Source organism: Mesorhizobium sp. B2-8-9, from assembly GCF_006439475.1.
GTDB lineage: Bacteria > Pseudomonadota > Alphaproteobacteria > Rhizobiales > Rhizobiaceae > Mesorhizobium.
Genome location: NZ_VFTQ01000008.1, coordinates 206,923 through 226,880 on the forward strand (window position 1 = coordinate 206,923; position 19,958 = coordinate 226,880).

General features: G+C 64.6%; 21 protein-coding genes and 1 pseudogene. 14 read left to right on the forward strand and 8 right to left on the reverse strand.

Translation table 11 applies throughout. From position 1 onward, the window contains the following. Positions 1-317 precede the first annotated feature (317 nt). On the reverse strand, positions 318-1,355 hold the full coding sequence (locus FJ423_RS13000) for a zinc-binding dehydrogenase (RefSeq protein WP_140842229.1): 1,038 nt from the start codon (positions 1,353-1,355) through the stop codon (positions 318-320). 5 nt (positions 1,356-1,360) lie between these two features. Further along, entirely contained in the window at positions 1,361-2,602 is a 1,242-nt protein-coding gene (locus FJ423_RS13005) for an acyl-CoA dehydrogenase family protein (protein WP_140842231.1), read from the reverse strand. Positions 2,603-2,720: 118 nt separating this feature from the next. On the opposite strand from FJ423_RS13005, the gene FJ423_RS13010 reads away from it, so the two are divergent. From FJ423_RS13010 to FJ423_RS13035, 6 genes and pseudogenes are all read left to right on the forward strand, one after another. Beyond that, positions 2,721-3,536, forward strand: a complete 816-nt coding sequence (locus tag FJ423_RS13010; protein ID WP_140842233.1) for an SDR family oxidoreductase — start codon at positions 2,721-2,723, stop codon at positions 3,534-3,536. Between the two features lie 45 nt (positions 3,537-3,581). Continuing rightward, the gene (locus FJ423_RS13015; protein WP_280950883.1) at positions 3,582-4,067 is read left to right on the forward strand and encodes a MaoC family dehydratase; all 486 of its coding nucleotides are present in this window, start codon (positions 3,582-3,584) and stop codon (positions 4,065-4,067) included. Then, positions 4,064-5,101 (forward strand): phosphotransferase family protein, encoded by a 1,038-nt coding sequence (locus FJ423_RS13020; protein WP_140842235.1) that lies wholly within the window; start codon positions 4,064-4,066, stop codon positions 5,099-5,101. Before FJ423_RS13015 ends, FJ423_RS13020 begins: the two co-directional genes overlap by 4 nt. Positions 5,102-5,137: 36 nt before the next feature. Further along, positions 5,138-5,892 (forward strand): annotated as a pseudogene (locus FJ423_RS13025) (SDR family oxidoreductase). A gap of 145 nt (positions 5,893-6,037) precedes the next feature. Continuing rightward, on the forward strand, positions 6,038-6,682 hold the full coding sequence (locus FJ423_RS13030; RefSeq protein WP_140842238.1) for a TetR/AcrR family transcriptional regulator: 645 nt from the start codon (positions 6,038-6,040) through the stop codon (positions 6,680-6,682). Positions 6,683-6,849: 167 nt separating this feature from the next. After that, positions 6,850-7,080, forward strand: coding sequence for a DUF680 domain-containing protein (locus FJ423_RS13035; RefSeq protein WP_140842240.1), 231 nt, complete (start codon positions 6,850-6,852; stop codon positions 7,078-7,080). Between the two features lie 88 nt (positions 7,081-7,168). On the opposite strand, the gene FJ423_RS13040 is transcribed toward FJ423_RS13035, so the two are convergent. From FJ423_RS13040 to FJ423_RS13060, 5 genes are all read right to left on the reverse strand, one after another. After that, positions 7,169-7,393, reverse strand: coding sequence for a hypothetical protein (locus FJ423_RS13040; protein WP_140842242.1), 225 nt, complete (start codon positions 7,391-7,393; stop codon positions 7,169-7,171). A 72-nt stretch (positions 7,394-7,465) separates the two neighbouring features. Next, a complete protein-coding gene (locus tag FJ423_RS13045; protein WP_140842244.1) occupies positions 7,466-8,050 on the reverse strand; it encodes a sarcosine oxidase subunit gamma in 585 nt (194 codons plus the stop codon). Then, complete coding sequence (locus tag FJ423_RS13050; RefSeq protein WP_140842246.1) at positions 8,043-11,036, reverse strand: sarcosine oxidase subunit alpha; 2,994 nt, start codon at positions 11,034-11,036, stop codon at positions 8,043-8,045. The genes FJ423_RS13045 and FJ423_RS13050 overlap by 8 nt, the downstream gene beginning before the upstream one ends. Then, on the reverse strand, positions 11,033-11,329 hold the full coding sequence (locus FJ423_RS13055; RefSeq protein WP_140842248.1) for a sarcosine oxidase subunit delta: 297 nt from the start codon (positions 11,327-11,329) through the stop codon (positions 11,033-11,035). The genes FJ423_RS13050 and FJ423_RS13055 overlap by 4 nt, the downstream gene beginning before the upstream one ends. 86 nt (positions 11,330-11,415) lie before the next feature. Further along, positions 11,416-12,669, reverse strand: coding sequence for a sarcosine oxidase subunit beta (locus FJ423_RS13060; protein ID WP_140842250.1), 1,254 nt, complete (start codon positions 12,667-12,669; stop codon positions 11,416-11,418). Between the two features lie 203 nt (positions 12,670-12,872). Between FJ423_RS13060 and FJ423_RS34140 the strand changes: the two genes are divergently transcribed. The 8 genes from FJ423_RS34140 (at position 12,873) to FJ423_RS13095 (ending at position 18,411) form a co-directional block, all read left to right on the forward strand. Next, positions 12,873-13,034, forward strand: coding sequence for a hypothetical protein (locus FJ423_RS34140; protein WP_246680156.1), 162 nt, complete (start codon positions 12,873-12,875; stop codon positions 13,032-13,034). Further along, the gene (locus FJ423_RS13065; protein WP_246680157.1) at positions 12,985-13,230 is read left to right on the forward strand and encodes a DUF2568 domain-containing protein; all 246 of its coding nucleotides are present in this window, start codon (positions 12,985-12,987) and stop codon (positions 13,228-13,230) included. Before FJ423_RS34140 ends, FJ423_RS13065 begins: the two co-directional genes overlap by 50 nt. Before the next feature lie 102 nt (positions 13,231-13,332). Continuing rightward, complete coding sequence (locus tag FJ423_RS13070) at positions 13,333-14,091, forward strand: SDR family oxidoreductase (protein ID WP_140842252.1); 759 nt, start codon at positions 13,333-13,335, stop codon at positions 14,089-14,091. A 109-nt stretch (positions 14,092-14,200) separates the two neighbouring features. Beyond that, on the forward strand, positions 14,201-14,587 hold the full coding sequence (locus FJ423_RS13075; RefSeq protein WP_140842254.1) for an SET domain-containing protein-lysine N-methyltransferase: 387 nt from the start codon (positions 14,201-14,203) through the stop codon (positions 14,585-14,587). 179 nt (positions 14,588-14,766) lie between these two features. After that, complete coding sequence (gene rpsU / locus FJ423_RS13080; RefSeq protein WP_027165252.1) at positions 14,767-15,033, forward strand: 30S ribosomal protein S21; 267 nt, start codon at positions 14,767-14,769, stop codon at positions 15,031-15,033. A 132-nt stretch (positions 15,034-15,165) separates the two neighbouring features. Then, positions 15,166-16,017, forward strand: a complete 852-nt coding sequence (locus tag FJ423_RS13085; protein WP_140842256.1) for a tetratricopeptide repeat protein — start codon at positions 15,166-15,168, stop codon at positions 16,015-16,017. A 222-nt stretch (positions 16,018-16,239) separates the two neighbouring features. Beyond that, entirely contained in the window at positions 16,240-16,716 is a 477-nt protein-coding gene (locus FJ423_RS13090; RefSeq protein WP_140541919.1) for a DUF992 domain-containing protein, read from the forward strand. Positions 16,717-16,944: 228 nt separating this feature from the next. Beyond that, positions 16,945-18,411 (forward strand): MFS transporter, encoded by a 1,467-nt coding sequence (locus FJ423_RS13095; RefSeq protein ID WP_246680158.1) that lies wholly within the window; start codon positions 16,945-16,947, stop codon positions 18,409-18,411. Positions 18,412-18,460: 49 nt separating this feature from the next. Here the strand turns inward: FJ423_RS13095 and coaBC are convergent, their stop codons facing one another. Then, positions 18,461-19,936, reverse strand: a complete 1,476-nt coding sequence (coaBC, locus tag FJ423_RS13100) for a bifunctional phosphopantothenoylcysteine decarboxylase/phosphopantothenate--cysteine ligase CoaBC (RefSeq protein WP_210239557.1) — start codon at positions 19,934-19,936, stop codon at positions 18,461-18,463. Positions 19,937-19,958 lie beyond the last annotated feature (22 nt).

Genomic DNA, 19,958 nt, shown 5'->3' on the forward strand with positions numbered 1-19,958 from the left:
GCGACCATAGCGCCAGGCCAAGCACAAGTAGAAACGACCCGACCCAAAGCCAAAGCCCCAAACGGTCGAAAACCGGCTTGGTTACCATCATAGCGCACCCCGAATTCCGACCAGGACGGCTTTCCCATCGCCGCCTGGTTTTTTACCGCCGGCGAGATATCACATCGAATGGAATAAAACATCCGAACGTGGCTGTTACCGGCGCGAGGCAATGACGGCGCAACAGAGGCTTTTTTCCGCCGCTGTCGGGTCGATCACAGCTTTGTGTTCAAGGCTTTGGTCTGGTCTGAACAGCTGCGATCGGCGCTCGGATTGCCTCACGGCCTGATGAACACCTTTCCATTTGGCTTGGCGAGCTCGGCCGGCAGCCTCGCCATCGCTTCCTCGAGCGGCACGACCGCGGTGACATCGGTCGACCAGCGTCCATCGGAAAAGCGCTTCTGCGCTTCCAGCACCGCCGGGCCCAGCCTGTCGCGGAACTGGCGCATCCATTCGGCCAGCCAGAACCCTTCGACACGCTTGTGCTGGAAGATCAGTTGGCCGGGCTCGCGTATCACCGTCGGCTCGGCGTCGAGCCTTCCATAGACGATCCAGCGCGCGCGTTTCGGCATGGCATTGAAGATGGTCGAAGCCAGCGGGCCGGTGACCGCGTCGAGGAAGATGCGCGGCTGCTCGGCCTTCATCGCCTCGCGCAACGCCGCCTCGAAATCCGCCGCTTTCTCGTTGAGCACATGGGCGGCGCCGAGCTCCTTCAGCGGCGAGATCTGCTCGTCGCGACGCACGGTGACGATCGGCCGGAAACCTTCCTCCTTCGTCAACCCGATGATCAGCTTGCTGAGCTGGCTGGCGCCCGCGGTCATGATGAAGGATTTCTCGCCCTCCTCTCTGACGATGTCGAACATGGCCAAGGCGGTCAGCGGATTGACGATCATCGCTGCGCCGTCCTCGTCGCGCACGGTATCGAGAAGCGGAATGCAGGATGCGGCCTCGGCAACCGCGTAATCCGCCCATGCGCCCCAGTTCGACACGCCGGTGGCGAAGGCGACGCGTTTCCCTGCAAGGCTCCTTGCATAGGGATCGTCGCCCGTGGCGACGACGATGCCGACACCTTCGAAGCCCGCCGGCCGGCCCTTTACCCGCGGCTGGCCGTACTGGCCCTTGATGAAGGCGATGTCGGACGGGTTGATCGAGGCGAGGCTGACCTTGATCAGCGCCTGCGACGGACCGGGCGCCGGCACCTCGATGCTGCCGGGCTGGAGGTAAGGCTCCATCGCTTCCAGCGCAGCCGCCGACGGCGTCCTGGTGTAACCCTCGCCGACAAGCAACAGACCCTGCATCTGCGAAGGAAGCGTCATGGCCGTCAGACCTTCTCCTGCGTGTATTTCTTCAGTTCCGTGCGCGCCACCTGCCGCCGGTGCACCGCGTCCGGCCCGTCGGCCAGCCGCAATGTCCTCAAATGCGTCCACGAGCGGGCGAGCGGCGTGTCCTGGCTGATGCCTTGCGCACCGAACATCTGGACTGCCTCGTCGGTGACCTTCAGCGCGACGCGCGGCGCCACCACCTTGATCTGGCTGATCCAGGGCGCGGCCGCGCGAGCGTCCCCCTGATCGATCATCCAGGCAGCCTTGAGGCATAAGAGCCTCGCCATCTCGATCTCCATCCGGCATTCGGCGATGATGTCGAAATTGGCGCCGAGCTTTGCCAGCGGCTGGCCGAAGGCCTCGCGCCGCACCGAGCGTTGGCACAGCATCTCCAGCGCCATCTCGGCCTGGCCGATGGCGCGCATGCAATGATGGATGCGGCCAGGCCCGAGCCGCCCCTGCGCGATCTCGAAACCCCTGCCCTCGCCGAGGATCAAATTCTCCGCCGGCACCTGCACATTCTCGAATCTCAGATGCATATGCCCATGCGGCGCGTCGTCATCGCCATAGACCTGCATGGGCCGCAGCTTGGCGATGCCGTTGCTGTCCGAGGGCACCAGGATCATCGAATGCCGGCGATGCTGCGGCTCCTCGTCCGATCCGGTCCTGACCATGACGATATAGATGGCGCAGCGCGGATCGCCCGCCCCGGAAGCCCACCATTTCTCGCCATTGAGCACATAGTGCTCGCCGCGGCGCTCGCAGCGCATCGAAATGTTGGTGGCGTCCGAGGACGCCACGTCCGGCTCGGTCATCAGATAGGCCGAGCGTATTTTCCCTTCGAGCAGCGGCTCCAGCCAGTCGCGCTTGTGCGCTTCCGAGCCGTATCGCTCCAGCACCTCCATGTTGCCGGTGTCGGGCGCCGAGCAGTTGAAGGTCTCAGCGCCGAGATGCGCCTTGCCCATCTCCTCCGCCAGATAGGCGTATTCGACGGTGGAAAGGCCGTAGCCGCGCTTGGAATCGGTGAGCCAAAAGTTCCACAGGCCGCGCTCGCGCGCCGTCTTCTTCAAGCCGTCCAGGATTTCCGTCTGCCTGGCCGTATAGGCCCAGCGGTCGCCATTCTTGCCGACTTCGGCGAGGAACTCTTCGCCGAGCGGCGCGATCTCGTCGCGCACCATCGCCGCCACGCGCTGATGGAGCGGCTTCAGCCGCTCGGTCATGCCGAGATTCATGTCCGCCATCGCTTCCGGCCTTTCCGAAGATAAACCTTTACCCGTGGCAAGGATGACCGTACTTCGGCTAGCCTTGTCAACGCGAGTCCTTGGGCGAGTCCCGGCCGGCCGGATGCGGAGAAACACGATGAGCTATCTGGACAAGCTGTTCTCGGTCGCCGGCAAGACTGCGCTGGTGACGGGTGCGGCGACCGGCATCGGCCGCATGGTGGCGACCGGGCTGGTGCGCGCCGGCGCTCAGGTGATGATCGCCTCGCGCAAGGGCGAGGATTGCGCAAAAGTCGCCAACGAATTGAACGCGCTCGGCGGCTCCGGCCATGCCGAGGGCTTTGCCGGCGACGTGTCCAGCGAGGCTGGCATCGCGGCACTGGTCGCCGAGGTCAAGGCACGCACGGAACGCCTGCACATCCTGGTCAACAATGCCGGCATTTCCTGGGGCGCGCCGCTGCAGGATTTCCCCTACCATGCCTGGGCCAAGGTGTTCGGCGTCAACGTCACCGCCGTCTTCCATTTGACGCGGGAGCTCTTGCCGCTTCTCGATGCCGCCGCGAGCGACGAGGATCCTGCCCGCGTCATCAATCTCGGCTCGGTGATGGGCACCCAGCCGCTGGCCGACGACGCCTATTCCTACGCCGCCTCGAAAGCGGCGGTGCATCATTTGACGCGCACGCTGGCGATCGAGTTCGCCGCCCGCCGCATCACCGTCAACGCCTTTGCGCCCGGTCCTTTCCAGAGCCGCATGACGGCCTTTGCCACCGCGACCGAGGAGCAGGCGAAACATGTCGGTAACCATGTTCCGCTCGGCCGCATCGGCGTGGCGGATGACATTGCCGGCGCAACGCTTTATTTGTGCAGCCGAGCCGGAAGCTATGTCACCGGCGCCATCCTGCCTATCGACGGCGGCCAGTCGGTGCAGCATGGCATGACTTTGTTCAAGGAATAAGGTGCCCGGTTCGAGGAATCGCGATCCGGGCGGGTTGCGGAGGACATCAGTGTGGAACCGATCAGTCTCGATACGCTTCTGGCAAGCGTCGGCAAGGAGGTCGGCGTCTCGCCCTGGCGAACGGTGACGCAGCGCATGATCGACCAGTTCGCCGATGCGACCGACGACCATCAGTTCATCCATTGCGATCCTGAGCGCGCCGCGCGCGAGACGCCGTTTGGCGGCACCATCGCGCATGGCTTCCTGTCGCTGTCGCTTTTGTCGGCAATGACCTTCGAGACCATGCCGCCGCTGGAAAACAGCAAGATGGGCGTCAACCACGGCTTCGACACGCTGCGTTTCCTGGCGCCGGTGAAGACGGGCTCGCGCATCCGCACCCGCTTCGTGCTGGCGGACGTCAAGGTCAGGCCGTCCGGCTGGGTGCAGACGGCACATGACGTGACCATCGAGATCGAGGGCTCGAAGAAGCCGGCGCTGACGGCGCGCTGGCTGACCTTGACGCTGATCGAGCGCCAACCCGAGAACGCATGAGCGGCGAGGCCGGTGGCATAGACCAGGTGGCCCTTGCGCCCTACCTCGAGGCGCATATCCCGGGTTTTGCCGGCCTGTCGGCGATTGAAAAATTCAAGTCCGGGCAGTCCAATCCGACCTATCTTTTGACCGCCGCCAGCGGCCGCTATGTGTTGCGCGCCAAGCCGCCGGGACAGTTGCTGAAATCCGCGCATCAGGTCGACCGGGAATTCCGGGTGATGCAGGCGCTTGCCGGCACGGCGGTGCCGGTGCCGCGCATGCTGCATCTGTCCGGCGAGGACTCCCCGATCGGCCGCATGTTCTACGTCATGGAATATCTCGACGGCCGCATCTTCTGGGATCCGTCACTGCCGGACGCATCCGGCAATGACGAGCGCGCCGCGATTTACGATGCCATGAATGCGACGCTCACCGCCTTGCACGATATCGATGTGGACGCCGTCGGTCTTGGCGATTTCGGCCGGCCCGGCAGCTATTTCGAGCGCCAGCTCGCGCGCTGGACCAGCCAGTACAAGGCCTCCGAAACCGAAACCATAACCGACATGGACAGGCTGATTGCGTGGCTCGAAAGGCATATGCCGGCCGATGACGGCCGGGTCTCGCTTGTCCATGGCGACTACCGGCTGGACAACATGATGTTCGCGCCCGGCGCGCCGAAGATCATCGCGCTGCTCGACTGGGAGCTGTCGACGCTCGGGCATCCCTTCGCCGACCTTGCCTATCAATGCATGCAATGGCGTCTGCCGCACGCCTCGGGCTTTCGCGGCCTCGGCGGCATCGACCGCGCCGCTGCCGGCCTGCCTTCCGAGGAAGCCTATGTCGAGGCCTACTGCAGACGGCGCGGCATCGAGAAGATCGACAACTGGACCTTCTTCCTCGCCTTCTCCTTCTTCCGGCTGGCGGCGATCTGCCAGGGCGTCTACCGCCGCGCGCTGGACGGCAACGCCTCCAATCCGGAAAAGGCAAGGACCTACGGCCAGGCGGTAAAATTGCTCGCCGCGCTCGCGGTGGAACTGGTTGACGAGAACAGCTGAACGCGGAGAAGCCGGGCAATGGGCCGTTTCGATAGGATGACGGTGCTGATCACCGGCGCGACCGGCGGTCTCGGCAGCGGCGCGGCAAAGGCCTTCGCCGCGGAAGGGGCACGGCTCGTTCTGTCCGACCTCGACGAGTCTGCGCTTGGCGATTTCGCCGCAACGCTCGACGCCGAGACGGCTCACCTTGCCGGCAACATCGCCGACGAAAAGCTCTCGGAGGATCTGGTGAAGCTGGCCGTGCAAAAGGCCGGCTCGACATTGCCGTCAACAATGCCGGCATCGTCCACTCCTTCGTACGCCTGCCGCAGGTCACCTCGGAGGAAGCGCGCCGCGTGGTGGAGGTCGACCTGCTCGGCGTCTTCTATGCCATGAAACAGCAGATTCCTCAGTTGGAACGGCAATTCAGGGAAAGCGGCAAGGGCGGCGTCATCGTCAACATCGCCTCCGTCGCCGGCCTCTCAGGCGCGCCGAAGCTTTCGGTCTATGCCGCCGCCAAGCACGGCGTCGTCGGGCTGACGCGCTCGGCTGCCGTGGAATACGCCAGCAAGGGCATACGCATCAACGCGGTCTGCCCGGCCCACACCCAAACCGCGATGGTCGACGGCTTCGTACGTTTCACCGGAGCGCCCGAAGCTGAAGCGCTGGCCGAGCTCACGCGCGGCGTGCCGATGAAGCGTGTCGGCGAGGTCGACGAGATCACCACCGGCATCCTGTTCCTCGCCGACCCGGCCAATTCCTTCATGACCGGCCACGCTCTGGCGCTCGACGGCGGCATTGGCGCGATCTGAGCGATTCCAGGAAAGGGCCTTAGCTGTTTCCATCCGGATTGCGTCAAAACGGAGAGCGCACGCAAGGGAACCGGAGGCGCTCTTGTCCGTTTCCGTACAGCGTATATAATTTCGTCAGGCAACCAATCACAAAGGCAGGCGTATATTGGCGCTGAGCGTTCAGAAACGCCGCGAAAAACAGAAGGCGGAGCTTCGCTCCGAACTGGTCGCGGCGGCCCACAAGCTGGTCCAGCAAGAAGGCTATGAGGGCCTGACCATCCGCAAGCTCGCCAAGCGGGTCGGCTACGCGCCGATGTCGGTCTATTCCTATTTCGCCGACAAGCAGGACATTCTGTTCGCGCTCGCCGAAGACGCCTTCGAAACGCTCGCGCGGCGCATCGAGGAGCATCCCGCGGACGATCCGATCGAGGCGCTCAAGGCGGTGATGACCGAATACGCGGCTTTCGGGCTCGGCAACCCCAACGAATATCGCACCGTCTTCATGACCGAGAAGACCAAGCTGCCTGAAGGACGCAGCTACGCGGACATGGAAGAAGGCAATCCGGCCATGAAGGTGCTGATCAAACGCGTCGAGGCCTGCGTTGCCGCCGGCAGGCTCAAGGGCGACCCGCGCGCTATCGCCACCATGCTGTGGACCGTCGGCCACGGTACGATCTCGCTCTTGATCACCTTTCCCTTCTATCCGTTCGGCGACGCCCAGGCCTATGTGAAGCGCATGTGCGATTTCACGCTGGCGGGATTGCAGGCGCAGGATATTCCGCCGCTGACCGCAACGCCCGTCAACTGCTGATCTCTTTGATCGTCGGCTCGCATCGCTTCGCTGATTTGCGGCGGCGAATTCCTGTGTTCAAAAAAATTTGTCGTACACGTACAGATTCCTCCTTGAATTCCGACTTCGTTAACCGTATTTGTACATCGCACCGTACGCGTACGGAAAAGATTGACTGGAGACGGAAAATGAAGAACACCATCCTTGCTCTCGCCACCGTGCTGGCTTTCTCGGGTATCGCTTTCGCTGGCGCAAGCCAGCCGGCCAAGCATGCCCCCGCGGCTTGCGCTCAGACCAACGCGAGCGTGAAGCTCGACTGCACCCCGACCGGTTCGGTGGAAAAGGCCGACGCCAACAAGACGACGAAGAGCCCGCGGCTCGGCATCGATGTCAGCCCCTGGTTTGTGCCCGGCCTCTGAGCACGATTGGCAAGACTTCGAACGAAAACGGGCGGCATTTGGCCGCCCTTTTTCGTTTCTGCCCGCGCCCCTGAGGACCTGCTCGAGACTATTTCTTGCGCGGTTTCGCTCCTGCCGCGGCCTTGGCCTTACTCGGCTTTGCCGGTCCGCCGGGGATGGAAGTGCTGGTGATCGATACCGGGTCGCTGGCCGGAAATGTGTCCTCGAGGCCTTCCTCGAGTTCCTCTTCCTCGACCTCATGGCGCCGCTCCTGCTCCAACGAGCGAACTGCAGCTGTCTTCTTGGATGACTTCGGCGCGGTTTTGGGCGGCATCGGCAATCTCCCTCGCAAGCCGCAGAAACGGCATGGACTGGCGATGGTTCCTTGGAAACGACGCCGCGAAGCTCAGTTCGCCGCGTCGCCCGCCGCTTCCGACAGCAGAGTAAAGACATAGTCCGAGAAGGAACGCCAGCATTCCACCCGGAACGCATCGGCCGCGCTGCGCAGCAGCACGATCTCGGATTTGCCGAGGATGGTGCGCGAGGCAGCACCGACCGGGAAGGCCTCGAGCGACAGGTCCTGCGGGCAACCCGAATTGACCGCCGCTGCGGCCGCCGGCCCGACAACCGAAATCCCGACATTGCGGTGCGAGATGCCGACCGCCGAATGCAGCATTGTCACCTTGGCGCAGTCGGCGAGCGGATCCTTGCCCGCCTCGTCGATGATCATCCATTCGTCGGGCCCGAGCCACAGCGCCGTGCGCCCGTCCTTGGTCGCCGAAGTCTTGGGCTTTGTCGGCAGCGTGAGGCCGAGCGCCTTGGAAAGCGCGGCAAGCGACGCCTGGGGGGCGCGCAGCGAGATGCGTTCAGCCGGCGGCAGCATCTCGACCTTGACGCCGGGCGCCGACAGCGTGCGGCCGGCAAGCGCGGGCCGACGCTCGACGGAGGCGGAAGCAGCAGCGGCTTTTGTCTTGGCGGCGGCCTTAGCCATTGAGGCGTTCTCCCTTCTCGTCGACGAACACCATGCCGGTGACTTCCACCTCGATCGTGCCGTTCGGCATCGGCACATAGAGCGTCTGGCCCATGCGGTCGCGGCCGCCGGCGACGAGCGCCAGCGCGATCGAGCGACCGCAATTCTCCGACCAATAGCTGGAGGTGACGTGGCCGATCATCTTCATCGGGATCGCCTGCTTCGGGTCGGCGACGATCTGCGCGCCCTCTTCCAGCACGACCTTCGGGTCCTTGGTCTTCAGGCCGACCAGTTGCTTGCGGCCCTTGGCTACAAGGTCCGGCCGGGTCAGGCCGCGGATGCCGACGAAATCGGTCTTCTTCTTGCCGACCGCCCAGTCGAGCCCTGCATCGTTCGGCGTCACCGTGCCGTCGGTATCCTGGCCGACGATGATGTAGCCCTTTTCGGCGCGCAGCACGTGCATCGTCTCGGTGCCGTAAGCGGTCGCGCCATGCTTCTGGCCTTCGGCCCACAGCGCTTCCCACACGGCCTCGCCGTAATCGGCCGGCACGTTGACCTCGAAGCCTCGCTCGCCGGTGAAGGACATGCGGAACAGCCTTGTCGGCACGCCGCAGATCTTGCCCTCGCGCACCGACATATGCGGCATCGCCTCGTCCGACATGTCGATGCCTTCGACCAGCGGCGCGATGATGTCGCGCGACTTGGGCCCCTGCACCGCGATCACCGCCCATTGTTCGGTGATCGAGGTCAGCCACACATTGAGATGCGGGAATTCGGTCTGGAGGTAATCCTCCATGTGGTTCATGACGCGCGGCGCGCCGCCGGTGGTGGTCGTCACGTGGAAGCGGTCCGGCGCCAGCCTGCCGACGACGCCGTCATCGTAGATGAAGCCGTCCTCGCGCAGCATGATGCCGTAACGGCAGCGGCCGGTTTCCAGCTTCTCCCAGGGATTGGTGTAGAGTAGCTCCATGAACTTCGCCGCGTCCGGCCCGACCACCTCGATCTTGCCGAGCGTTGAGGCGTCGAACAGGCCGGCGGCCTTGCGCACCGTCACGCATTCGCGGTTGATGGCGGCATGCATGTCCTCGCCTGCCTTGGGGAAATACCAGGTGCGCTTCCAATGGCCGACATCCTCGAACACGGCACCATGCGACGCGGCCCAGCCATGCGTGGCCGTGCGGCGGGTCGGGTCGAACAGCGCGCCGCGCGCGTGGCCGACGATCGAGCCGAACGTCACCGGCGTGTAAGGTGCCCGGAAGGTGGTGAGGCCGACCTGCGGGATCGGCTTGCCGAGCGTCTCGGCGGCGATCGCCAGGCCATGCATGTTCGACGTCTTGCCCTGGTCGGTCGCCATGCCGTTGGTGGTGAAGCGCTTGACATGCTCGATCGAGTGCATGCCTTCATGCACCGCCTGGCGGATATCCTTGGCGGTGACGTCGTTCTGGAAATCGACAAAGGCCTTGACCGTCGTGCCCGGGCCGGCACCGGGCGCGGCCCCCAACATACCGCGCGACCAGCTCTCGCCGGCGTCGACCTTGGGCTTGGCGCCCTTGCCAACCTTGCCACCGGCCTCCTTCGCCGCCTTGGCGCCCGCCGCGTAAGCCTCATCAACTGAGGCGGCCAGCCCGTCGGTACCGTTGCAGGCGCCGACCGAGACGCAGTCCTGCGCGTAGGTGCCCGGCACGAAGCGCTTGGTCTCGTCGTTGAAGGCGACCTTGCCGCGCGATTGCGAGAACAGATGCACCGATGGCGTCCAGCCGGCCGACATGAGGATCGCGTCAACCGGGATGGTCCGCTCGCCGCCACCATTCTTCGGCTGCACGCTCATTGACGACACACGCAATTTGCCGCCGGCGCTGACCACCGCGCGGCCAAAATTGATCTCGATGCCGAGCGCTCTCGCCTCGTCGATCACCGGTCCGGCCGGGTTGTCGCGCAGGTCGACGATCGCCGCGATGTTGATGCCGGCCTTCTTGAGGTCGATCGCGGCGGCGTAGGCGGAATCGTTGGCCGTATAGACGCCGATATTCCTGCCGACCGCGACGCCGTAATGGTTGAGGTAGGTGCGCGCCGCCGAAGCGAGCATCACACCCGGACGGTCGTTGTTGGCGAAGACCATGTGGCGCTCGATGGCGCCGGTGGCGATCACGACGCGTTTGGCGCGAACCTGCCACAGGCGCTCGCGCGCAAGCTCTCGGCCCGGGCTCTTGAGATGGTCGCTGACCCGCTCGACCAGTCCGACGAAGTTCTGCGCGTAATAGCCGAAGGCGGTCGTGCGCGACAGCACGCGCACATTGTCCATCGCCTTGAGCTTCGCGATCGCCGCTTGCGCCCACGCATAGCCGTCCTGGCCGTCGATCCTGGCGCCGCTCTCGAAGCGCAGGCTGCCGCCGAATTCGGCTTGCTCGTCGGCGACGATCACCCGCACGCCCGTTTCGGCCGCGGCGAGCGCGGCCGCGATGCCGGCGGCGCCGCCGCCCAGCACCAGCACCTCGCAATGCGCATAGCGCGCGGCATAATGGTCGGGATCCGGCTTGTCCGGCGAAACGCCGAGGCCCGCGGCAGCGCGGATCTTCGGCTCGTAGAGATCCTTCCAGGCCCATTTCGGCCACATGAAGGTCTTGTAGTAAAAGCCGGCCGAAAACATCGGTGATGCGATGTCGTTGACGGCGCCGACGTCGAAGGCAAGCGACGGCCAGCGGTTCTGCGAGTTGGCCGTCAGCCCGTCATAGAGCTCCTGCACTGTCGCCCGCACATTCGGCGTCTTGCGCGCATCGTCGCGCACGATCTGCACCAGCGCGTTGGGTTCTTCTGCGCCGGCCGACAGGAAGCCGCGCGGACGGTGATATTTGAACGAGCGGCCGACCAGGTGCACGCCGTTGGCGAGCAGCGCCGAGGCCAGCGTGTCGCCCTCGATGCCGATATACGGCTTGTCGTCGAAGCTGAAGGAGGCAGTCTTCGCCTGGCTGAGGCGACCGGCGCCGGAAATGCGGAACGCGGCGTTCATTTTGAGGCTCCCGGCAGCTTCGCGGGCTTCGGCTCGCCGGCCTTGTAGGTCATGATGAACCTGTCGGTGACCGTGTCGCGCACCGCGTTGAAGAACCGCGCGCAGCCATGCATGTGCCGCCAGCGCTCATAGATGACGCCTTTAGGGTTGGCACGGATGAAGAAGAATTTCTCGAAATCGTCGTCGCTCTCGGCGGCGATGTTGGTCGGGCGCGCAATATGCGCCTCGCCGGCATTGCGGAACTCGAGTTCCGGGCGCTCTTCCTCGCAATAGGGGCAGCGGATGAGAAGCATTTTCGGTGGATCCTACAACTCGCCATGGCCGACGCAGGCGCCGGCCGGTTGATCGCAAAGCGGCTTAAGGGTCATTTGGCCCATCGTCAGTGCGCCACAGCCGCCGCGGCGGCCTCGTCGATGAGACGCCCCGTGCGGAAGCGCTCGAGCGTGAAGGGCGCGTTGATCGCGTGCGGCTCGTCCCTCGCGATCGTATGCGCGAAGACATTGCCCGAGCCGGGCGTCGCCTTGAAGCCGCCGGTGCCCCAGCCGCAATTGACGTAGAGGCCCTGGACCGGTGTCTTCGCCAGGATGGGCGAGCGGTCGGGGGTCACGTCGACGATGCCGCCCCAGGAGCGCAGCATCTTCATGCGGGTGAAGATCGGGAACATCTCGCAGATGGCGTCGAGCGTGTGCTGCAAGATGTGCAGGCCGCCGGTTTGCGAATAGGAGACATACTGGTCGGTGCCTGCGCCGATCACCAGCTCGCCTTTGTCCGACTGCGAGATATAGGCGTGCACCGTGTTCGACATCACCACACAGGGCACCACCGGCTTGACCGGCTCCGACACCAGCGCCTGCAGCGGATAGCTTTCGAGCGGCATGCGCACGCCCGCCATGTTCATGATGACGGAGGAATGGCCGGCGGCGACCACGCCGATCTTCTTGGCGCCGATGAAGCCGCGCGTCGTCTCTACCCCGCTCACAGCGCCATTGGCCGCGCGCTTGATGCCGGTGACCTCGCAATTCTGGATGATGTGCACGCCGCGCGCCGAAGCGCCGCGCGCATAGCCCCAGGCGACCGCGTCATGACGCGCCGTGCCGCCGCGGCGCTGCAGCGCGGCGCCCATCACCGGATAGCGCGCGTCCCTGGAGATGTTGAGCGGCGGACAGAATTCCTTCGCCTCTTCCGGCGTCAGCCATTCATTGTCGATGCCGTTGAGGCGGTTGGCATGGATATGGCGCTTGAACACCTGGACGTCGTGCACGTTGTGCGCCAGCATCATGACGCCGCGCGGCGAATACATGACGTTGTAGTTGAGTTCCTGACTGAGCCCGTCCCACAGCTTCAGCGCATGGTCGTAGATGCCGGCGCTTTCGTCATAGAGGTAGTTGGAGCGGATGATGGTGGTGTTGCGGCCGGTGTTGCCGCCGCCGAGCCAGCCCTTTTCCAGCACCGCGATGTTGGTGATGCCGTGCTCGCTCGCCAGATAATAGGCCGTCGCCAGGCCGTGTCCGCCGGCGCCGACGATGATGACGTCGTATTCCTTCCTCGGCTCGGGCGACGTCCACTGCTCTTCCCAGCCTCTGTGGCCGCGCATCGCCTCGCGGGCAATGGCGAATACCGAGTATTTCTTCACGTTAAGCCTCGCGCCAAAAATCGCGGATGTCGTTCGGGCCTCTCCCGTCACGCGAGGTGTATCACTAGCGAAACCGCGATGTCATCCTTGCGCTGTTTGCGACGGCGCTTGCCGTTTTGCGCCACGGTCAAAACGAAGCGTCTGCTCTGGCTTCCGAGATTCCGTTCGGCGACACTCCTGCCGCGTGATGCTGGAGGACGACAATGGGTAATGCCTGGTGGAATCTGACCCTGCGCTTCCTGCTGGAACTTGCAGCGCTGCTTGGGCTCGGCATGGTCGGCTGGAGCTTTGCCGTCGATTTCAGCCGTTGGATTCTTGCCGCTCGTCGCAGCGGTGCTGTGGGGCACTTTCGCCGTGCTCGATGATCCGAGCCGGTCGGGTCGAGCTCCGGTGCCTGTGCCCGGCGCCCTCAGGCTGGCGCTGGAACTCGTCATCCTGTGCGGCGGCGCCGCGGGATTCTATCTGACCGGTCACGCGGCCATTGGCATCGTCATGGCTCTGCTGATTGCCTTCAGCTACGCCTTCTCGCTGGATCGGCTGGCTTGGCTGTTGCGGCAGTAGGGCAATGGCGCCTTTGCCGGTTTCGGGTGGCCGCCGTAATCCTCATCTGCGACCAAGCATCCAACCGCCGGCAAGCCCGGTACAGAGGAAGGATGCAAAGACATGTTCACCCTTACAAACAAGGTCGCCATCGTCACCGGCGCGAGCTCCGGCATCGGCCGCGCCACCGCCAAACTGTTTGCCGAGCAAGGCGCATCCCTGGTCGTCGCGGCCCGACGTCAGGCCGAGCTCGATGTGCTCGTCGGCGAGATCGAAGCGGCCGGCGGCACGGCAGCCGCGCTTGCCGGCGATGTAAGGGACGAGGCCTATACGAAGGCGCTCGTCGAATTCGCCGTCGCAAGGTTTGGCGGCCTCGACATCGCCTTCAACAATGCCGGCGCCGTCGGCGTGATGGGACCAGTGACCGATATGGCGCCAGCCACCTGGCATGAGACGATGGACACCAATCTGACCAGCGCCTACCTAGCCGCAAGGCACCAGATACCGGCCATGCTGGAGCGCGGCGGCGGCTCCCTGATCTTCACCTCGAGCTTCGTCGGCTACACCGCCGGCATGCCGGGCATGGCGGCCTACGCCGCTGCCAAGGCCGGACTGATCGGCCTGACGCAGGTGCTCGCTGCCGAATACGGTCCGCAAGGGCTGCGCGTCAACGCACTGCTGCCCGGCGGCACCGACACGCCCGGCGCAACCACGACCACGCCCGAGGCGCGCGCTTTCGTCGAAGGCATTCATGCTTTGAAGCGCATGGCGCAGCCGGAAGAGATCGCCCGCTCCGCGCTTTACCTTGCCTCGGATGCGTCGAGCTTCACCACCGGAACCGCGCTGTTTGCCGATGGCGGTGTCTCGATCAACCGGACATGATCTATTTTGGCAGACGACAGACATGCCCATCCGCCAAAATGTTGCGATGCGGCCTTGCATTCCCGTTCATTTTGACGATTTTCGTTTCCGTCGAAATCGGACCGGAACGATGCTGCTGATCAGAACCTATGTTGCCCAGAGCGCCATCGAAGGGGTCGGGGTCTTCGCCGCCGAGCCGATCCGTAAGGGCGCTTCGATCTGGCGCCTCGATCCGGATTTCGACCGGCTGATCCCGATGGATAAATATGAGGCGGCGCCGCCGCATCTGCGCGAGTTGCTCGACCGCTATGCCTATCCGAGCCAGGACAAGCCCGGCTTCATGGTTTATGAGGTGGACAATGGCCGCTTCATGAACCATTCGGAGCGGCCGAACACGGATTTCTCGCAGTATGGCGGCGCCACAGCCATTCGCGACATCGCTGCAGGCGAGGAAATCACCTGCGATTATGGTGAGTTTTTCGAGGACTTTGCGCGCCACCATCTGGCGACCGCGTAGCGCGAGCAAACATGCGCGCGCAGCGCTCGGGTTTTTGATCGCCGTTTCGCGCAATCGGAGGTGGACATCCCAGCCTGATTCTGCTATCAGCCGCCACAATTCGCGGTGCAATTCGCCGCGGAGGCATGTCAGCTATGGCTGTTTGCCTAATGATTTCAAACCCGAAGACAGGATTGCCCGTGCAGGTACTCGTCCGCGATAACAACGTTGATCAGGCGCTTCGCGCGCTGAAGAAGAAGATGCAGCGCGAAGGTATTTTCCGCGAAATGAAGATGCGCGGTCACTACGAGAAGCCGTCCGAGAAGCGTGCCCGCGAGAAGGCCGAGGCCGTGCGCCGCGCCCGCAAGCTGGCCCGCAAGCGCGCCCAGCGCGAAGGCCTGCTGCCGATGACCCCGCGCCCGGCTCCGGCTGGTGCCGCCGGCGCATCGCGCTCGCCGCGCTCATAACGCCTATTTTTCGTCCTTTTCGAAGGATACCGAAGGTGGCGCGATGCGGAATCGCCGCCACCTTTTTGTTTATGTATTGGAGCCGGTTCGGAGAGGGAACGGACTGACGGCGCTGCGGCAGTGAGGACAAAGATGAACGCAATTACCGTGGAGCGCAAAACCGCTTTTCGCGGCTTCGCCCTGACGGCGGCCCTGCTTTCGGGTCTGACGCTTGCAGCATGCCAGACGACCCCGACGGGCGAGTTCAACTCGATCGACAAGGCGCAGGCGTCGAACGAGAACATCTCCTCGCTTTCGGCGGTCATCCAGCGCAATCCTCAGGATCCCGAGGGCTATAACGTGCGCGGCTCGGCCTATGGCCGCGGCGGCCAGTACCAGGCGGCGCTCAAGGACTTCAACCAGGCGATCCAGCTCAATCCGAACTTCTACCAGGCCTATTCGAATCGCGCGCTGATCCAGCGCTTCCTCGGCAATCAGGAAGCCGCTTTGGCCGACTACAACCGCTCGATCCAGATCAACGCCAACTACGACGCAGCCTATATCGGCCGCGGCAATCTCTACCGCAAGGCGGGCCGCACCCAGGATGCCTTCAACGACTTCCAGAAGGCGATCCAACTCGACACTACCGATGCCCGCGCCTACCACAATCGCGGCCTGATCTATCAGAGCCAGGGCCAGCACAAATTCGCCATCGAGGATTTCTCGACCGCGATCTCGCTGGCGCCGGACGCCGCCGAGCCCTACAACGGCCGCGGCCTCTCCTATCTGGCGACAGGCGACGAGGACAACGCCTTCTCCGACTTCAACATGGCCATCAAGCTCGACGGCAAGAACGCCGAGGCCTGGGCCAACCAGGCGCTGATCTACGAAAAGCGCGGCGACAAGGGAAGGGCCGCGAAGTCCTACCGCGAGGCTGTCCACCTCGACCCCAACTACCAGCCGGCCAAGGACGGTCTGTCGCGCACCGGCGGCAACGCCAGCTGATCAAGCCGACGCCGGAAGGGTGTATTGCACGGCGCCTAGGCGTCGTTCCCAGTCGCCGTCGGCGGCCGCGATGATGCGCTGCGGAGACGCCGATAGCGATCCGTTAACCGCCCAGGGCAATGCGTTAACCCTTGCCATGTTCGCGTCAAAGTTTCGGCGGAACGCTCCGTGCACCTCGATCGTTTAAGCCGGGGCCAAGATTTTCGCGAAAGGGACTTTCCAATGATCAAGACACTTGCCTGTGCCGCTGCCGCGCTTGCCGCCACGGTCCTCGCTTCTCCGGTCAGCGCCGGCACGCTCCGGCTCGGCACGCTCGATTGCACCATCGACGGCGGTGTCGGCTATGTCATCACGTCGAACAAGGGCGTCTCCTGCGTCTTCCGCCCCTCCCATCACGGCCCGGCCGAGATTTATACCGGGATGATCTCCAAGCTCGGCGTGGACGTGGGCAAGACGCATCAGGGCCAGCTCGTCTGGGCGGTGCTTGCCGCCACCCGCAGCCATGACGCGGGCGATCTCGCTGGCAGCTATTACGGCGTCAACGCCGAGGCGAGCGTGGTGACCGGCGGCGGCGCCAACGTCCTGGTCGGCGGCTTGGACAGCGCCTTCATGCTGGAGCCGCTCAGCGTCCAGGCACAGACCGGCCTCAACCTGGCCGTCACGGTAGCGTCGCTGGACCTCGTCCACTCCTACAAGTGAGCCCTCGGCTTTTCAAATTCATTGCGCCGCACTCGGCCTGGAACATCTGTTCCGGGCCGAGTGCTTTGGAACGCCGGATCGCTTCGACGCAAATGGTGGCTTGCCTCGAAATCCGCGAAAAAGCCTCTTGAGCTCAACTGCGCTTGAGGTTCTACAAGCCCTGCCGAACTGGATCTTGCCCCTCGTTCGCAACGCGGATGAGGTGCGCAAAACAAGCAGGAGATCGGCGTGACGGCAGCGAGCGGCAACAAGGTGGCCAGCAACAGGGTGGCCAGCAAGAGGGTGGATTGGCGGGCGCTGTGGGCAAGCGGCGACCTGGCGCGCTTCTGCTTCGTCAGCCTCGGCATCCTGCTGCATGCCACCAACGAAACAATGGTGGCAACGGTGATGCCGGCCATGGTCGGCGAACTGGCGGGCGTGCAGCTGGTCGGCTGGTCGCTGGCGATCTACGAGCTCGGCGCGATCGTCGCCGGCGCCGCGGCCGGCCGGCTGGTCAGTTATGTCGCCCTGCGCTCCAACATGATGGTCGCGGCCCTGCTCTATGCGACCGGCGCGCTGATCTGCGCCGCAGCGCCTTCCATGCCGTTGTTCCTCGTCGGGCGACTGGTCGAAGGGCTTGGCGGCGGCGCGCTGGTATCGCTGGCTTTCGTCTCGGTCGAGCGCCTGTTTCCACGCAATATCTGGCCGCAGCTCTTCGGCATCATGTCCGCGATCTGGGGCGTCGCCGCCTTCAGCGGCCCGATGCTCGGCGCTCTCATGACCGAATTCCTGTCGTGGCGCTGGGCTTTCGGCGTATTCACCTTCGGCGGCGCGGCGATGGCGCTGGCAAGCTTCGTCGTGCTCGACACGCCTGAAGCGAGGAAGCCGCAGGCGAGCGGCGGCAAGGCACCGCCCTTTCCCTATCCCGCGCTTGCCTGTCTCGCCCTCAGCGTCGTGCTGATCGCCGCCGCCGGCATCGATATCGCCCTGTTGCGCTCGTCGCTGCTCCTCTTCCTCGGCCTGACCGGCCTGGCGCTTTTCTTCCGCGTGGATGCGCTTAGACCGCAATCCCGGCTCTTCCCGTCGCCTCTGTTTTCATGGCGCTCGCCGCTTGGCAGCGGCATGACGATGGTTGCGGCTTTCTCCGTGGCGACCTGCACCTTCACCATTTACGGGCCGCTGCTTCTGACCACGTTGCACGGCATTCCGATCCTGACCACCGGCTACATCATCGCCGCAGAATCGATCGCCTGGTCGATCCTGTCGATCCTCATCGCCAATGCACCGCTGGAGCGCGAGAGGCTGATCATCGTCGTCGGCGCCCTGATGATCGCCTCTGGCCTCGCCGGCTTCGCCTACACAATCCCGGCAGGCTCGATCCCGCTGATCCTGCTCTGCGCCCTTTTGCAGGGCGGCGGCTTCGGCGTTTGCTGGCCCTTCCTCACGCGCGTCATCGTCGCCTCGGCCCGCGACGGTGAGCAGACCATCGCCTCGGCCGCCGTGCCGACCATGCAGCGCATCGGCTATGCGGTAGGCGCAGCGCTTGCCGGCATCGTCGCCAATGCCAGCGGCTTCTCGGAAGGTCTGAACCGTGAAGCGGCCGCAGGCGTCGCCGGCTGGCTGTTTCTGGCCTTCGTGCCCCTCGGCGTGTTCGGCTGCCTGGCGGCGCTGAGGATATTTTCAGCGACAAACCGCGCGAGATTGGCAGCGGGTTGACGGGGATGTCACGGCGGCCGCGGCCGAGGCGCCGGCTTGCCGCTCGGGCTCAGACGACGACAGTCTGCTGCAGCCGCTCGGCAATCAGCGCGGCGAGCCGCGCCGCCACTTCGTCCTTGCCCATTTCCGGCCATTCCTCGACGCCGGCCCTGGAGACGATGCGCACCTTGTTGCGGTCGCCGCCCATCACGCCGGATGGACCGATGCCGCTTTCATGCGAAACGTCATTGGCGACGATGAAGTCCGCGCCCTTTTTCCTGAGCTTGGCCTCGGCATTGGCGATCAGATCCCGCGTCTCGGCGGCGAAGCCGACGACGAGGCTTGGTCGCTCCGCGTGATGGCCGATGCCGGCGAGGATGTCGGGGTTCTCGACCATCCGCAGCGAAGGCGGTCCCTTGCCCGCAACCTTCTTAATCTTCTCGCCGGCGGCGTTTTCCGTGCGCCAGTCGGCGACGGCGGCAACAAACACGGCGGCATCCGCCGGCAGCAGGCTCTCGACCGCTTGCTTCATCTGCGCGGCCGTTTCGACGTGAATGGTCGCGACACCGGCCGGATCGGCGACGGTGACCGGGCCAGAGACAAGCCTGACATCGGCGCCGAGCTTAGCCAGCGCGGCCGCGATGGCATGGCCCTGCTTGCCCGAGGAGCGGTTGGCGATGTAGCGCACCGGGTCGATCGGTTCATGCGTCGGCCCGGAGGTGACGATGATCCTGCGGCCGGCAAGCGGCTTCGGCTTCTCGTCGAGCATAGCCTCGATCGCAGCGACGATCTCCAGCGGTTCGGCCATGCGGCCTTCGCCCGCTTCGTTGCTTTCGGCCATCTCGCCCTTGGCGGGGCCGACAAAGGCGACGCCGTCCTTCTGCAAGGTGGCCCGATTGCGCCGCGTTGCCGGATGCCCCCACATCTTCGGGTTCATCGCTGGCGCCATCAGCACCTTCTTGTCGGTGGCCAGAAGCACCGTCGAGGCAAGGTCGTTGGCATGACCGTTGGCGAGCTTCGCCATCAGGTCCGCGGTTGCCGGCGCAACGACCAGCAGGTCGGCCTCGCGCGACAGCCTGATATGGCCGACATCGTGCTCGTCATTGCAGTCGAACAGCTCGGTGAAGACATGGTCGGCCGAAAGCGCGCCGACCGACAGCGTGGTGACGAATTCCTGCGCGGCCGACGTCATCACCACCCGCACCGACGCGCCCCGTTCGCGCAGCCGCCGGATGAGGTCGAGCGCCTTGTAAGCCGCGATGCCGCCGCCGATAATGAGCAGGATGCGCTTTCCGGAGAGCGAGCCTCGCGAAACTGATTTCGCGGATGCGGTGACAACTGGCGCCGCCTGCTCCTTTGAGCCTGTCAGCGCACGCAGCTTTTCTTCGATCTGACCGATGCGGTCGGCCTGCCCTGCCCGGCCTTCGACCGCGGCGCGTATCATCGCTCGTGCCTGCTCCTCCATCGAGCAGCCATTTTCGGCCGCGAGTTGCCGGAGCAGGTCCTTGACCCCGTCATCCAGATTGCGGATCGTGATGCTGGCCATGTGATTGCACTCGCATGAGGTA